This is a genomic window from Blastococcus saxobsidens DD2, from assembly GCF_000284015.1.
Taxonomy (GTDB): Bacteria; Actinomycetota; Actinomycetes; order Mycobacteriales; family Geodermatophilaceae; genus Blastococcus; species Blastococcus saxobsidens_A.
Genome location: NC_016943.1, coordinates 1,895,321 through 1,908,581 on the forward strand (window position 1 = coordinate 1,895,321; position 13,261 = coordinate 1,908,581).

12 protein-coding genes and 1 tRNA gene are annotated in these 13,261 nt (G+C 74.2%); 7 read left to right on the forward strand and 6 right to left on the reverse strand.

Going from position 1 to position 13,261, the window contains the following annotated elements; genetic code table 11:
- Nucleotides 1-110: 110 nt before the first annotated feature.
- The 3 genes from BLASA_RS08885 (at nt 111) to BLASA_RS08895 (ending at nt 1,151) form a co-directional block, all read left to right on the forward strand.
- The gene (locus BLASA_RS08885) at nt 111-530 is read left to right on the forward strand and encodes a DUF3052 domain-containing protein (RefSeq protein WP_014375777.1); all 420 of its coding nucleotides are present in this window, start codon (nt 111-113) and stop codon (nt 528-530) included.
- A 43-nt stretch (nt 531-573) separates the two neighbouring features.
- A complete protein-coding gene (locus tag BLASA_RS08890) occupies nt 574-1,035 on the forward strand; it encodes a peroxiredoxin (RefSeq protein WP_014375778.1) in 462 nt (153 codons plus the stop codon).
- Nucleotides 1,036-1,079: 44 nt separating this feature from the next.
- A tRNA-Val gene (locus BLASA_RS08895) sits at nt 1,080-1,151 on the forward strand.
- A gap of 143 nt (nt 1,152-1,294) precedes the next feature.
- Here BLASA_RS08895 and BLASA_RS08900 read toward each other — a convergent pair.
- Entirely contained in the window at nt 1,295-2,056 is a 762-nt protein-coding gene (locus BLASA_RS08900) for a potassium channel family protein (protein WP_014375779.1), read from the reverse strand.
- 26 nt (nt 2,057-2,082) lie between these two features.
- The gene (locus BLASA_RS08905) at nt 2,083-2,895 is read right to left on the reverse strand and encodes an esterase/lipase family protein (RefSeq protein ID WP_014375780.1); all 813 of its coding nucleotides are present in this window, start codon (nt 2,893-2,895) and stop codon (nt 2,083-2,085) included.
- Nucleotides 2,896-3,114: 219 nt separating this feature from the next.
- Here BLASA_RS08905 and BLASA_RS08910 point away from each other — a divergent pair, with 219 nt between their 5' ends.
- Nucleotides 3,115-4,026 (forward strand): alpha/beta fold hydrolase, encoded by a 912-nt coding sequence (locus BLASA_RS08910; protein WP_014375781.1) that lies wholly within the window; start codon nt 3,115-3,117, stop codon nt 4,024-4,026.
- A 19-nt stretch (nt 4,027-4,045) separates the two neighbouring features.
- Here BLASA_RS08910 and BLASA_RS25550 read toward each other — a convergent pair whose 3' ends face one another.
- The 3 genes from BLASA_RS25550 to BLASA_RS08930 form a co-directional block, all read right to left on the reverse strand.
- Entirely contained in the window at nt 4,046-4,402 is a 357-nt protein-coding gene (locus tag BLASA_RS25550; protein ID WP_197536280.1) for a hypothetical protein, read from the reverse strand.
- Nucleotides 4,403-4,667: 265 nt separating this feature from the next.
- On the reverse strand, nt 4,668-6,113 hold the full coding sequence (locus BLASA_RS08920) for a WS/DGAT/MGAT family O-acyltransferase (RefSeq protein ID WP_231839629.1): 1,446 nt from the start codon (nt 6,111-6,113) through the stop codon (nt 4,668-4,670).
- A gap of 152 nt (nt 6,114-6,265) precedes the next feature.
- Entirely contained in the window at nt 6,266-9,268 is a 3,003-nt protein-coding gene (locus BLASA_RS08930) for an alpha/beta fold hydrolase (protein WP_014375784.1), read from the reverse strand.
- 61 nt (nt 9,269-9,329) lie between these two features.
- On the opposite strand from BLASA_RS08930, the gene BLASA_RS08935 reads away from it, so the two are divergent.
- Complete coding sequence (locus BLASA_RS08935; RefSeq protein WP_014375785.1) at nt 9,330-10,151, forward strand: Nif3-like dinuclear metal center hexameric protein; 822 nt, start codon at nt 9,330-9,332, stop codon at nt 10,149-10,151.
- A gap of 9 nt (nt 10,152-10,160) precedes the next feature.
- On the opposite strand, the gene BLASA_RS08940 is transcribed toward BLASA_RS08935, so the two are convergent.
- On the reverse strand, nt 10,161-10,940 hold the full coding sequence (locus BLASA_RS08940; RefSeq protein WP_014375786.1) for a hypothetical protein: 780 nt from the start codon (nt 10,938-10,940) through the stop codon (nt 10,161-10,163).
- 63 nt (nt 10,941-11,003) lie between these two features.
- Between BLASA_RS08940 and BLASA_RS08945 the strand changes: the two genes are divergently transcribed.
- Both BLASA_RS08945 and BLASA_RS23410 read left to right on the forward strand, forming a co-directional pair.
- Entirely contained in the window at nt 11,004-12,803 is a 1,800-nt protein-coding gene (locus BLASA_RS08945) for a carbon starvation protein A (protein WP_014375787.1), read from the forward strand.
- A complete protein-coding gene (locus tag BLASA_RS23410) occupies nt 12,800-13,255 on the forward strand; it encodes a hypothetical protein (RefSeq protein ID WP_014375788.1) in 456 nt (151 codons plus the stop codon). Before BLASA_RS08945 ends, BLASA_RS23410 begins: the two co-directional genes overlap by 4 nt.
- Nucleotides 13,256-13,261: the final 6 nt, after the last annotated feature.

Consider the following 13,261-nt stretch of genomic DNA (forward strand, 5'->3'; position numbering starts at 1 on the left):
GCCCGTACGGTCATCGGCGTGATGCATCCCCGCGCGGTCACCGGCCCGACAGGGCACCATCCATCGCAGACCAGGTCAGCAGAGGATTCACCCATGGAGGAGCAGCAGGGATGAGCGTCGACAGCGCCGGCATGGCGGCCCGGCTGGGCATCAAGCCGGGCATGGTCGTGCAGGAGCTCGGCTGGAGCGAGGACGCCGACGAGGACCTGCGTGACTCCGTCGTCGAGGTCTCGGGCAGCGAGATGGTGGACGAGGACACCGACGAGGTGGCCGACGTCGTGATCCTGTGGTGGCGGGAGGACGACGGCGACCTGTTCGACGCCCTCACCGACGCGCTCACCTCGCTGGCCGACGAGGGCGTGGTCTGGCTGCTCGTGCCGAAGTCCGGCCGCCCCGGCCACGTCGAGCCCGGTGACGTCACCGAGGTCGCGCCCACTGCCGGCCTGTCGCAGACCAGCAGCATCTCCGCGGCCAAGGACTGGTCGGGCATCCGCCTGGTCACGCCCAAGGCGGCACGCAGCCGCCGCTGACCCGCTTCCCCGCGCGCGGAACCGGTGGGGCACGATCGATCGAATGAGCCTCTCCGTCGGCGATCGCGCCCCCGAGTTCAGCCTCCCCGACCAGGACAAGCAGGTCGTCTCGCTTGCCGGCCTGCGCGGCAGGCCCGTGCTGCTGGTCTTCTACCCTTTCGCCTTCTCCGGCATCTGCACCGGGGAGCTGTGCCAGCTGCGCGACGATCTGGACACCTACACCGACGCCGGGGTGCAGGTGCTCGCGATCAGCACCGACCCCGTCTTCAGCCTCAAGGCGTTCAAGGCGCAGGAGAACCTCGACTTCCCGCTGCTCTCGGACTTCTGGCCGCACGGCGTCACGGCCCAGACCTACGGCGTCTTCAACGAGAAGGCCGGCATGGCGCTGCGCGGCACGTTCCTGATCGACGCGGAAGGCGCCGTCGCCTTCGCCGAGGTCAACGCACCCGGCGACGCCCGCCAGCAGACGGGCTGGAAGGACGCGGTCGCGAAGCTCGCCACCTGAGCGCCGACCGGCCACAGGGCCCGGGGCAATACCCTGGGCCCGCGGGGCGCGTAGCTCAGCGGTAGAGCGCTCGCCTTACAAGCGAGTGGTCGCAGGTTCGAACCCTGCCGCGCCCACCCCGTCTCCGCGCCAGATGCGGCTGAAGCCGGCCTCGCCGCCGGTCGAGACCGGCTTTCGCCGCATCTCGGTGCCTGGGTCGAGCAGCCCCGCGGCCTTCCGCGCCGCGGTGGACCCCGGCGTCGGCGGCTGAGCCGCCCGTTCAGCCCGGGGGAGCCGCCGCCGACCGTCGTCCGTCCGCCGTGGCCGACGGCTGACCGAGCTCCTGGCGCAGGGCGGCGATGTCGGCCCGCAGCGCGGCGACGTCGCGGCGGGTGGCCGCCTCGGACTCGTCCTCGACCTCCTGCACCTTCTGGACCAGCCAGGACGCGACGGAGGCGGTCACCGTGCCCAGCAGGGCGATCCCGACCAGCATCAGCCCGGCCGCGATCGCCCGGCCGGTCGTGGTCACCGGGAACCGGTCGCCGTACCCGACGGTGGTCACCGTCGCGAACGACCACCACACGGCGTCACCGAAGCCGGTGATGTTCGCGTCGGGATGGTCCCGTTCCGCGTCGAGGACTGCGAGGGCGGCCATGATCATGACCAGCACCGTCGCCGACCCCACGAAGGTGAGCACCCGACCCCGCAGCGCCGCGCCGGCGTAGCGGTTGAGCACGCTGAGCACCGTGACCAGCCGCAGCAGGCGCAGCGGTCGCAGCATCGGCAGGACCACGACGGCCAGGTCCAGCAGGTGGGTGCGGACGAACCGCGCCCGGTCGTTCGCGAGCAGCAGCCGGACGACGTAGTCGACGGCGAACGCGGCCCAGGTTGCCCACGCGACGACCTCGCAGGCGGTCCGCCACGGCCGGGGCAGGTCGGGGTCGAGAATCGGCCATGCGTAGGCGGCGAGGAACAGGAGCGAGGCGGCGGTCAGCGGCCACTCCGCCGTCCGTTCCCAGCGTTCGAGGCGGGTAGGGGGCACCCGCCGAGGATCCCACCGGCCGTTCGTCAGGCGGCCGAGCGGGAGGAGATGGTGTCCGGGCCGGGGGCCGCCGGCATGGCGGGCTTGGGGAAGGCGGGGCGCAGGAACGCCGGGGCCCTGAACGGCTCCCACTCGCCCTCGGGCTGGGCCAGCCGGTCGGCGATCGCCCAGAGCGCCGCCGGGTGGTGGCCGATGCCCAGGTGGCTGGCGGTGACGGCGATGTTCTCGCAGCGCTCGCCGGGCACGTTCAGGCAGGTCTGCCAGTGCACGATCCCGTCGAAGTGCGAGTAGATGGAGGTCGCGGGCACCGGCAGCGGGCACCCCTCGGACTCCAGCGGGTACGGACGCTGCTCCACGTGCAGGTGGGCGTAGCGGTCGTACACCTTGCTGGCCCGGGTCTGGCTGTGCCGCTCGATCCGGAACGGGCTGCCGAGCGTGATCACCTGGCGCACCGCGTCGGGGCACTGACGGGCGAGGTCGCGGGCGAAGATGCCGCCCAGGCTCCAGCCGATCACCGTGACCTCGCGGCGGTACCGGCCGTGCAGGTAGTCCAGCTTGTCGCGCAGGCCGTTCACGCACGTGGCGGTCGGGCCGATGTTGCGGCCCAGCCCCCAGCCGTGCACGCGGTAGCCCAGCCGACGGAGCGTCGCGCGGAGCACCCGGGTGGAGCGGTCGTCGGCCAGCAGCCCGGGCAGGACCAGCACCGGGTGCCCGTCGCCCTTGGGCAGCCGCTGGGCCAGCGGGCGCGCGGCCAGGTAGAGGCCGTAGTCCGCGACCGCCCGCCCGGGCTCGCTCAGATAGAGCGGGAGCGTCGGACCGTCACCCTGCTGTCGTGCCACGTCGTCCTCCTGGCTGCCGTCCGTTGGTGGAACCGCTGTACCAATGTGCGTCCTGGCTCACACTCGGGGGGCCTCCCGCGCGCACAGATGTTGCCGAACTGTGTCCTGCGTCATATCAGACGTCGTCGTTCCGCTGGTGGGCGCGCGGAGGGCCGGTGCTGCGGTCGCTGGCAGGACGTGCCACCGTACGGGCGGCCTGACACGGGGAGAGGGGTACCGATGGCGGAGAGCGGCGTGCCGGGACGCAGCAGCACCGTGGACCTGGACGGGCCGGTGCACTACGTCGACTTCGGCGGCCCGGAGGAGGGGCCGGCGGTCGTGCTCGTGCACGGGCTGGGTGGCTCGCACCTGAACTGGGACCTCGTCGCGCCGCTGCTGCAGGACCACGCGCGCGTGTGGGCGATCGACCTGCCGGGCTTCGGGCGCAGCGAGCCGGGGAGCCGCAAGGCCAGCGTGACGGCGAACGTCGGCGTCCTGCACCGCTTCCTCACCGAGGTGGTCGACGAGCCGGCCGTGCTGGTCGGCAACTCGATGGGCGGGATGATCTCCATCCTCGAGGCGGGGGAGCGCCCGGAGGCGGTGCGCGGCCTGGTGCTGCTCGACCCCGCCGTCCCCGGTCCCCGCCGTGCCCTCGACCCGCTCGTCGCGGTCACCTTCGCCCTCTACGCGATCCCCTTCGTCGGGGAGCGGTTCCTCTCGTGGCGGCGGCAGCGCCGGACGGCGCTCGGTCGCGTGCGCGAGATGCTGCACCTGGTGGGCGTCGACCCCGACCAGCTGCCGGCACACGTCATCGACCGCTCGGTCACCCTCCTCGAGGAACGGCGCGACGTCGCCGGCATGGACCGCGCCTTCCTGGCCGCCGCCCGCTCGTTGCTGCGGGTGCTGGCCGATCCGCGTCGCTACCGCTCGGCGATGGCGTCCATCGACGTCCCCGTGCTGCTGGTCCACGGCGACCGCGACCGGCTCGTGTCCGTGCAGGCGGCCCGGGACATCGCCGCCCGTCACCCCGACTGGCGCTACTCCGAGTGGGCCGGAGTGGGCCACGTACCGCAGCTGCAGGAACCGGAGCGGCTGGCCGACGAGCTGCTCGACTGGATGCGCGGATCCGCGTTGACCCGCGCCCCGGCCTGAGGTCTAGCCCCGGGGGCGGTCAGCCGCCGGGACGGAGCGTGTCCCGCAGTGCCTCCAGCCCGGTGTACCGGGGTGTCCACCCGAGCTCCTCGCGGGCCCGGGTGGTGTCCATGATCGCCGGCCGGCCGGCGGCCTCGATCCACTCGGCCGCCGGCGGGAGGAACGGCAGCCGCGCGACCGCCCGCGCCGCCGCCTGTGCGGGCGCGGCGGGGAGGGGGATCGGGATCACACCGAGCTCCCGGGCGACATCGGCGGCGGTCAGCACGCCGTCGCCGGCGATGTTGTACGCCCCGGGCGGGCCGGCGCCGAGCACGCACAGCAGCAGGGCCTGACCGACGTCGTCCTCGTGGATGAACTGGAGCGGGTGCTGCGGCACGAGCAGCGGCACCGGCACCGGCAGCGGGCCGGGCCGGTCGAACAGGCGACGCCCCAGCGGGATCGGGGTCGCGCACGTCGCCCTGCCGGTAGTCCATCTTGGTCCAGCCGCGCTCGGCCGGGTCGAACGGCCGGCGGGCGATGCCGATGACCCGGGGCCACCCGGTCGTCGTCCTGGAGCAGGGGCACCAGCCCGGCGCCGAACGTGCCCGTCGGCCCGGTGACGGCGACGGTGAGGCCGCCGTCGTGGCGCTGCTCGGCCGGACTCACCGGGCGCCGGCCCGCGCGGAGCGCCTGCCCTTCGGCTGGGCGACGTCCGGCGTGGCCTGGTCGGCGCGCGCGTACTCCAGCAGCTCCTCGATGCCCCGCCGGATGCCGCCGGAGAGGACGTCGACGTCGGGGAAGGCGTCGAAGTCGGCGTTGATGCCGAAGGTCATCCGGTTCAGGTAGCTGAAGATGCCGATGGAGCAGCGGGTGCCACCGGCGATCGGCACGTAGGCGTGTGCGGTGCACATCCGCCGGCCGAGGACGTACAGCGGCACGCGCGGCCCCGGCACGTTCGTGGTCACCGCCTGGCACCACATCTGGCCGGCCCTGACCGCCGACCGCACGCCCATCGACAGCAGCGTGGGCGCCACGAAGTCGCCCATCGAGATGATCGACGGCACGTCGACGGCCTGCATCGCCCGCTTGTACTCGTCCATCTGGCCGCGGACGGCCTGCAGTCGGGAGACGGGATCGGGGTCGCCGACCGGGAGATCGACGAAGACGCAGGAGACCTGGTTGTCCAGCGATCCGCGCTGCTTCTCCGAGCGCACCGACACGGGCACCATCGACCGGACCACGAGCCGTTCGGAGGAGAGCTCGCCGCGGCCCTGCAGCAGGTCGCGGAAGCCCCTGGTGATCGCGGTCAGGACGACGTCGTTGACGGTGCCGCCCAGCGCGGTCCGGACGGCCTTGAACTCCTCGAACTGCCCGTCCGTCCAGGCCCAGCGCCGGTGCGGCCCGATCGGGCCGTTCAGCGACCGCGCCGTGGGGGTGGCCGCCTGCTTGGCCAGCGACGGCAGCGTCTGGGCGAGCGTGCGCCCGGACTCGGTGAAGCCGCGCACGCCGCGGACGGCGGTGCCGACGCTCGGCAGGCTGGTGAGGGTCCGCATCGGCTGGGCGGCCGCCTCGGCGACCGCACCGGCGACGAGGGTCACCGACGACGGGTCGCGGCGCGGCGTCCAGTCCCGGGGCTCGTCGTGCGTCGCCTCCGGGTCGAGGTCGAACATCAGCTGCATCAGGTCGGTGCCGGCGACGCCGTCGACCATGCAGTGGTGGACCTTGGAGATGATCGCCCAGCGCCCCTCGGCCAGGCCCTCCACGAGCCACAGCTCCCACAGCGGCTTCGCCATGTCCAGGCGCTGCCCGAGCACCCGGCCGGCGAGGTTCCGCAGCTGCTCGTCGTTGCCGGGAGAGGGCACCGCGGTGTGCCGGACGTGGTACAGGATCTGGAAGTGCGGGTCGTCGACCCACATCGGACGGCCCAGCTGCAGCGGGACCTCGCGCACCCGCTGCCGGTACCGCGGCACGAGGGGCAGCTTGCTCAGCAGCAGGCGCACCACGTCGCCGTAGCTCGGGGCCGGGCCGTCGAAGACGGCCACCGACCCCACGTGCATGGGGGTGTTCTCGCTCTCCGCGAAGTAGAACCCGCTGTCGAGGGCGCTCATGCGGTCCACGTCTCACTCCTCGCCGCCCCGGTCGCCTCTGACCAGAGCCGTCGCACGTCTCGGCCGGCAGCCGAAGTTATGTGTGTCGCGCAGTACGCGCAGACCGGTCGTGTGGTCGCGACCACATCCTGGGGTGCCCGGGATCCGGGCCGTCAACCGGCCTTCCGCGTCCGGTGCTCCACGCGGTCGAGCAGGTCGAGGAGGGCGCGGTCGACCACGGCCCGGCGGGTGAGGTTGACGCTGTGACCGGCCCCCGGCACCACCACCAGCTCGGCGTCCGCCCCGATCGCCTCGGCGATCCGGCGGCCGTGGGCGGCGGGAGTGAGCCGGTCGTGGGTCCCGGCCACGACCGTGACCGGCACCCGGCGCAGCACCGGCAGGGCGGCGGTCTCGTCGTGGTCGAGGAACGTCGCGTAGAACGCCATCGTCACCGGCAGCGGGGTCTCCTCGAGCAACCGCTGGACCATGCGCACGCTGCGTGGGTCGGCGTCGTCCCGGCCGAACAGCAGCCGGCGGATGGCCCGGCGGCCGAGCCATGTGTCCCGCCGGCGCCGCCGCTCCAGGAACGGCGCCAGCAGCTGGAGCAGCCGGAGGTACAGCGACAGCAGACCCAGCCGGCGGCCCGTCTTCACGAGGAACCCGGCCGGGCCGGTGTCGACCAGCCCGCCGGCGGAGGTGGCCAGGAGCAACGCACCGACGACGCGGGTGCCGAACAGCTCCGGACGCTGCCGGGCGAGCGCCAGGATGCTCATGCCGCCCATGGAGTGCCCGGCGAGCACGACCGGCCCGCTGGGGACGACGGCGTCGAGCACCTGGCCCAGGTCCTGCCCGGTCCGGTCGATCGTGGCCCGGGTGAGCGGCGTCCAGCCGGAGCGACCGTGGCCGCGCTGGTCCCACAGCACCAGGCGGGCCCGGCCGCGCAGCGCTTCCCGCTGCACCTCCCACTCCGCCAGCCGGGCGGTGAACCCGTGGCAGAGGACGACGGTCAGCGGTGCATCCGTGTCTCCGCCCGCCCCACCGCCCCCGGCGGGGCCGTCGAACTCCACGTGCAGGTCGACGCCGTCGTCGGTGGTCACCGTCCGGGACCCGGGTGGGGGCGGCCCGTCGAGCGGGGGCAGGGTCAGCGGCGGCGGGTCCTTCGGCACGGGGCCATCCCAGAGGGCGGTGCCGCCGGGCGCAACCGGGGGAGCGGCTCGGTGCCCGGTGCGGCGGCCGGGCGCGGCCTCGCGGACCAGCCGGCGGGCGGCGTCCACCTCGCGGGCCACGGGGGCGAGCACGCCCTCGGCGTGCAGCTCGGCGTCGTCGACGGCCCCCGGGGTCCGGACGTCGTCCTCCAACCGGCGGATCGCCCGGCGCAGCACCGCGACCTGCGCCGGGTCGGGGGCCGGCTCGCCGCCGCGGGTGGCGATCACCGCCTCGGTGACCGCGTCGGAGGTGCGCTCCAGCTGCACGATCACCGGCCACCAGGCGGCCGCACGGGTGCTGATCGGAGGGGGCTCGGCCAGCCGCCGCTGCAGCTGGGTCTGCAGTTCGGTGAGCGCGCGGTAGTTCCGCCGGCGGGCGCGGCGGCGCTCGACCGGGCCGCCCGTGAACGCGGCGTCGACGAAGGCATCGAGGGCCAGCACCGCATCCCGGAGGGCCTCGTCCAGCGGCGCCCGCCAGGTCTGCGGCCAGAGCAGGTAGCCGAACACGAGCACGATCGCGCAGCCGACCAGCGTGTCCAGCAGGCGCGCAGCGACCAGCCCCGGTTCGCTCGGCAGCGCGAGGTCGAGCAGCAGGATGATCAGCGGCGTCTGGAAGACGGAGAACATCCCGAAGTTCGTGTCGCGGGCCCACGGCAGCACGGCCGCCGAGACCGTGAGCGCGGCAAGCACCCAGGCGTCGTGGGGCAGCACGACCAGCAGCGCCGAGCCCAGCAGCACCCCGAGGAGCGTGCCGACGCCGCGCTGCACGGCCCGGGTGAAGACCGAGCCGAAGTCCGGCTTCAGGATGATGGCGACGGTGAGCAGCACCCAGTACGGGCGCTCGATGGGCAGGTACTGACGGACGATCTCGGCCACGGTCATGCACAGCGAGAGCCGGACGGCGAAGCTGCGGGTGTCACGGCTGCCGAGGGTGCGGTCGACCACCTCCCTCAGGCGTGCCCGCGGGCTGGGCGCCGGCGAGGGGGCGGCCGCGCTCGCCCGTTCCTCCGGATCCCCGACGACGTTCCACACCAGCCGCACGCCGTGGCGGACGGCCCGCATCGACGGGTGGCCGCCCTGGAGCGGGCGCGGCCGCTCGCTGCTCAGCTCGCCGCTGCCGGTCAGGGCGGCGGCGAAGGCATGCCCGGCGGACACGTCGCACGGGTCGGCCGGTACCCCGGCGCGGGCGGCGGCGACGGCGCCCTCCACCAGCGGGGCCGCGGCGTTCAGGACGCCGGCCAGCTCGGACAGCTCGCGGCTGAGACCGGGGGACCGGCTCCGGCTGCGGATCACCCGGTCGTAGGCGGCGTTGAGCGCAGTGGTGAGGGCCCGGCGCGCCGCGGGTGCGCTGTCGGTGCCGACGGCGGCGAGCAGCTCGGCGATGCGGGTGAACACGGCCGCCACCGCGGCACGGTCGGGATCCAGGGGATCGGTGCGCGCCTGCACGAGCGCGATGAGCGTCGCCCATCCCGCCCCGCACAGGAAGAAGCCGACCTCCACGGCGGCTGGCAGCGGGGTGACCAGCCCGGAGGCCAGTGCCGTGTAGATCAGCAGCTGGAGGGCGCCGAGGGAGAAGGCCGCGTTGACGGCGCTGACCAGCGCGGCGAACCCCGAGAGGGCGGCGATGACGACGACGGGCTCCCACCCGCCGCCGCTGGCGTACTGGCCGGCGAGCAGGCCCAGCATGCCGAAGGCGGTGGCCGCGCCGATGCGGCGCATGCGGTCGCGCAGCGGCCCGGGCTGCGGCGCCAGGCTCGCCGCGAGCGCCCCCATGGTCCCGAAGACGCCCGCGCCGAGGGCGACGCGGGAGTCGAGCCCGCCGAGGAGGACCGCGAGCACCAGCGGGCCGGGGATGGCGACGGCGAAGCGGGCGACGTCCCGCCACGGCACCGGTGGCGGCGTGGTGCGCACCAGCTCCTCGAGCCACGCCGGGGCCCGCAGCGCCCGTTCCCGACGCTGCTGGTCCGCCACCCCGGAAGCTTGTCACTCCGCCGGATCGGTCGTCGGGACCCTCCGCCTACCCTGCGGAGTCGTGACCGTGCAGCTCGGGAAGGTCCTCGCCGCCCTCGACGCCCGCTACGACCCCGCGCTCGCCGAGAGCTGGGACGCCGTCGGCCTGGTGTGCGGCGACCCGGCGGAGGAGGTGCGGCGGGTGGTCTTCGCCGTCGACCCCACGGCGGCCGTCGTCGACGAGGTGGTCGAGACCGGCGCGCAGCTGCTGGTCACCCACCACCCGCTGTTCCTCACGCCCGTCCACGGGGTGCCGGCCGACGACCCCAAGGGCCGGCTGGTGCACCGGCTGGTGCGGGCCGGCGCCGCGCTGTTCGTCGCCCACACCAACGCCGACCGCGCGCCCGACTCCGGGGTGAACGCCGCGCTGGCCGGCGTCCTCGGGCTCGTCGACGCCGTTCCCCTCCAACCGGTCCCGGACGATCCCCGGGCGGGCCTGGGGCGGGTCGGCCGGCTGCCGGAGCCGATGACCCTCCGGGAGTTCGCGGGGCGGGCCGCCGCGGCGCTGCCGGCCACCGCCGGCGGGGTGCGGACCGCCGGCGATCCGGACCGGATCGTCCGCACGGTCGCGGTCTGCGGCGGCAGCGGCGGCTCACTGCTCGGTGCGGCGGCCGCCGCCGGCGCCGACGTGCTGCTCACCAGCGACCTGAAGCACCACCCGGTGTCCGACGCCCTGGAGGTGCCCGGCCCGGCGCTGTGCGACGTGGCGCACTACGCCTCCGAGTGGCCGTGGCTGCCGGTCGCCGCCGAGGTCCTGCGCGGGGACCTCGGCGGCCGGGTGGCGGTCGCCGTCTCGACCCGGCGGACCGATCCGTGGAGCCACCGGGCGGACGCGCCCGGGTGAGGGTCCGGTCTATCCGTGGCCGGCGGCCTTCAGCGCCTGGACGCAGGCGCGTTCCAGGCTCCGCTGACGGCGCATCCGGGCGAACAGCCCCGGCACCGGCTCCAGCTCGCGGGTGGCGGCGGGCCGGACCGCGGTCAGCCGGCCGTCGGCGTACCGGCCGGTGGTGGTGTGCACCGTCCAGCGCTCGACATCGGGCACCGACAGCTCCTGGCCGATCAACACTGCCGGGCCGGAGGCATCCGGAGGCCCGTCGAGCACCGGCAGGGGATCGGCGTCCCAGTCGGGGACCCCGACGGTGCGGACGTGCAGTCCACCGTCGTCGACGCCCAGGACGGCGTCCGCGGGCCCGTCGCGGCGCCCGCACGGGACGACGTCGGCGGGCTCGAGCACGAGCACCAGGCGCGGGAGGTACCACCAGTGCTCGCGGCGCAGCATGGGGGAGTCCGCCAGGGCCCGCGCCGGCGGGTGCTTGCGGAGTTCCTGGTCCAGCAGCTCCTCGGAGAACAGGCTGCCGTCGCCGTCCTCGACGAGGGTGAGGCGGCCGGCGGCCACCAGCGGGGCCCACCGGGAGCCGGCGAGCCGGGGATCGGAGAGAACGAGCGCCGCCGCGCCGCTCGCCGCGGCCGCACGGGCGGTCTCCACGTGCGCCCAGGGCAGCGCGACCGTCGGCTTCCCGCCCAGGAGCAGGGGGACGACGCCGATGGCCGCCGGCGGCCCCTCCGGCGTCCGCCATAACAGTTCGGCTACGCCCGCCGAGCGAACTGCGGCTGCAACACTTGTGGCGTCCATCGCCTGGTTGTCTACTCCCCTCGGACGGCGGCGACGGAGCCGCCCTCGGACCAGGGAGCCGCTGTGCCCGCCTTCGTCGTGGCTGCCGTGGTCGGGGTGCTGTTCTTCCTCGGCTACCGCTACTACTCCAGCTATCTGGCCAGGAGCGTCTACGCGCTCGATCCGGCGTTCGTCACGCCGGCGCACGAGTTCAACGACGGCAACGACTTCGTGCCGACGAACAAGCACGTGCTGTTCGGCCACCACTTCACCTCGGTGGCCGGCGCGGCCCCGATCGTCGGCCCGGCCATCGCGGTCTTCTGGGGCTGGGGCCCGGCGCTGACCTGGATCGTGCTCGGCACCATCTTCGCCGCCGGGGTGCACGACTTCGGGGCGCTGGCGGTCTCGGTCCGGCACAAGGCGAAGAGCATCGGCACGCTGGCCGGTGACGTGATCAACGGCCGCGCGCGCATGCTGTTCATGATCATCATCTTCTTCCTGCTCACCCTGGTGAACGCGGTCTTCGCCGTCGTCATCGGCAACCTGTTCGTGGCCAACCCCGCGGCGGTCATCCCGATCGTGGTCGAGATCCCGATGGCCATGGCGATCGGGCAGTACATCTACAAGACGCGCTCGTCGGCGCTGATCCCGTCGATCGTCGGCGTGATCATCCTGTACGCGCTGATCCTCGTCGGCCAGGCGTTCCCGATCTCCCTCGACGGTCTGGCCGAGGCGCTGGGTGTCGAGCAGACCCGCAACGTCTGGGTCGTCCTGCTGTTCATCTACACCTGGGCGGCCTCGCGCATCCCGGTCTGGATGCTGCTGCAGCCGCGCGACTACATCAACAGCCACCAGCTGTTCATCGCCCTCGGCGTCATCGCGCTCGGCGTGATCGTCGGCATGAACACCATCCAGGCGCCGGTGATCAACGACGTGCCGGAGGGGTCGCCGAGCTTCTTCCCGTTCCTGTTCATCACCGTGGCCTGCGGCGCGGTGTCCGGGTTCCATTCACTCGTCTCCTCGGGCACCACGTCCAAGCAGCTGGACAAGGAGACCGACGCCCGGTACGTCGGGTACATGGGGGCGGTGGGCGAGGGCTCGCTGGCCACCGGCGCGGTGCTCGCGGCCACGGCCGGCGTCGCGGCCTCGCAGGCCGAGTGGGACGCGCTCTACGCCGACTTCGCGACCGCCTCCGGCGGCGCGGCGGGCAACTTCGTCAACGGCGTGGCGCAGTTCGCCAACAACCTGGCGATCCCGCTGGATCTCGCGACCACCTTCGCCGCGGTCGTCGTCATCAGCTTCGCCGCGACCACGATGGACACCGGCGTCCGGCTGCAGCGCTACCTGGTGCAGGAGATCGGCGAGCAGCTCAACATCCGCGTGCTCGCCCGCAACCTCACCGTGGCGACGACCATCGCCGTCCTCATCCCGCTCGCCATGGCGCTGATCCCGGGTGAAGGCGAGGCCGGCTACACGTTCGGCGTCCTGTGGCAGCTGTTCGGGACGACGAACCAGCTCACCGCCGGACTGGCGCTGTCGGTGATCGCGGTGTGGGTCACCCGCCGCGGACGCAACCCGCTCGCCGCGATCATCCCGCTGGTGTTCCTGCTGATCATGACGACCTGGGCACTGATCCTCAACCTGCGGAACTTCGTCGAGGCGGAGCAGTGGGTCCTGGCGCCGCTGGACGCGCTGATCTTCGTCCTGGCGATCTGGCTGATCGTGGAAGCGACCCTGGCCCTGGTCAAGGCCCGGCGGGAGCGGCCCGCGGTGCCCGTCGACGGCACGGGCACCGGGCGGGAGTCCGTCGTCGCCCGGGCCAACCCCGACGAGGCGACCTCCGACGTCCCGCTGGGTGGAGCCGACGGGGACGACCGCCGGTGACCTCGCGGGTCGTCCTCGTCCGCGGCCCCCGCGACGTCGCTGCCTCCGGCGGGTGCTGCAGCGGCGACGTGCGGCCGTTCGACGAGGGCGGCTCGCACTGCCACGCACCGCGGGACGAGAGCGACGACGGCGTCGCCCCGGTGTACCGCGCCCTGCGCGCGGCGCTGCCGGGCGACGTCGCCGTCGAGATCGTCTCGCCGTCGAACTGGCTGTGGCTGGTGCCGGAGCTGGTGCGCGCCGGCCGCCGGCGGGGCCTGCGCGGCCCGGCGCTCCGGCGTTCGGTGCGCGCCGGGATGGCGGTCGAGTCGCTGATCGTCGACGGCGCGGTGCTCGCCTCCGGCCGGCTCCCGGCCCCCGCCGCGGCCGTCGCCGCGGTGGAAGCGGAACTGGCCCTCCGGGAAGCCGGGCACCCGGCGGCTCACCCGAGCGGGGCGAGGGTGGTGCGCAGGTAGGTTGAG

Coding starts and splice junctions, on each gene's coding strand:
- BLASA_RS08940 (WP_014375786.1), bottom strand. CDS start 10,940: ATGGACGCCACAAGTGTTGCAGCCGCAGTTCGCTCGGCGGGCGTAGCC.
- BLASA_RS08920 (WP_231839629.1), bottom strand. CDS start 6,113: ATGAGCGCCCTCGACAGCGGGTTCTACTTCGCGGAGAGCGAGAACACC.
- BLASA_RS08890 (WP_014375778.1), top strand. CDS start 574: ATGAGCCTCTCCGTCGGCGATCGCGCCCCCGAGTTCAGCCTCCCCGAC.
- BLASA_RS08910 (WP_014375781.1), top strand. CDS start 3,115: ATGGCGGAGAGCGGCGTGCCGGGACGCAGCAGCACCGTGGACCTGGAC.
- BLASA_RS08885 (WP_014375777.1), top strand. CDS start 111: ATGAGCGTCGACAGCGCCGGCATGGCGGCCCGGCTGGGCATCAAGCCG.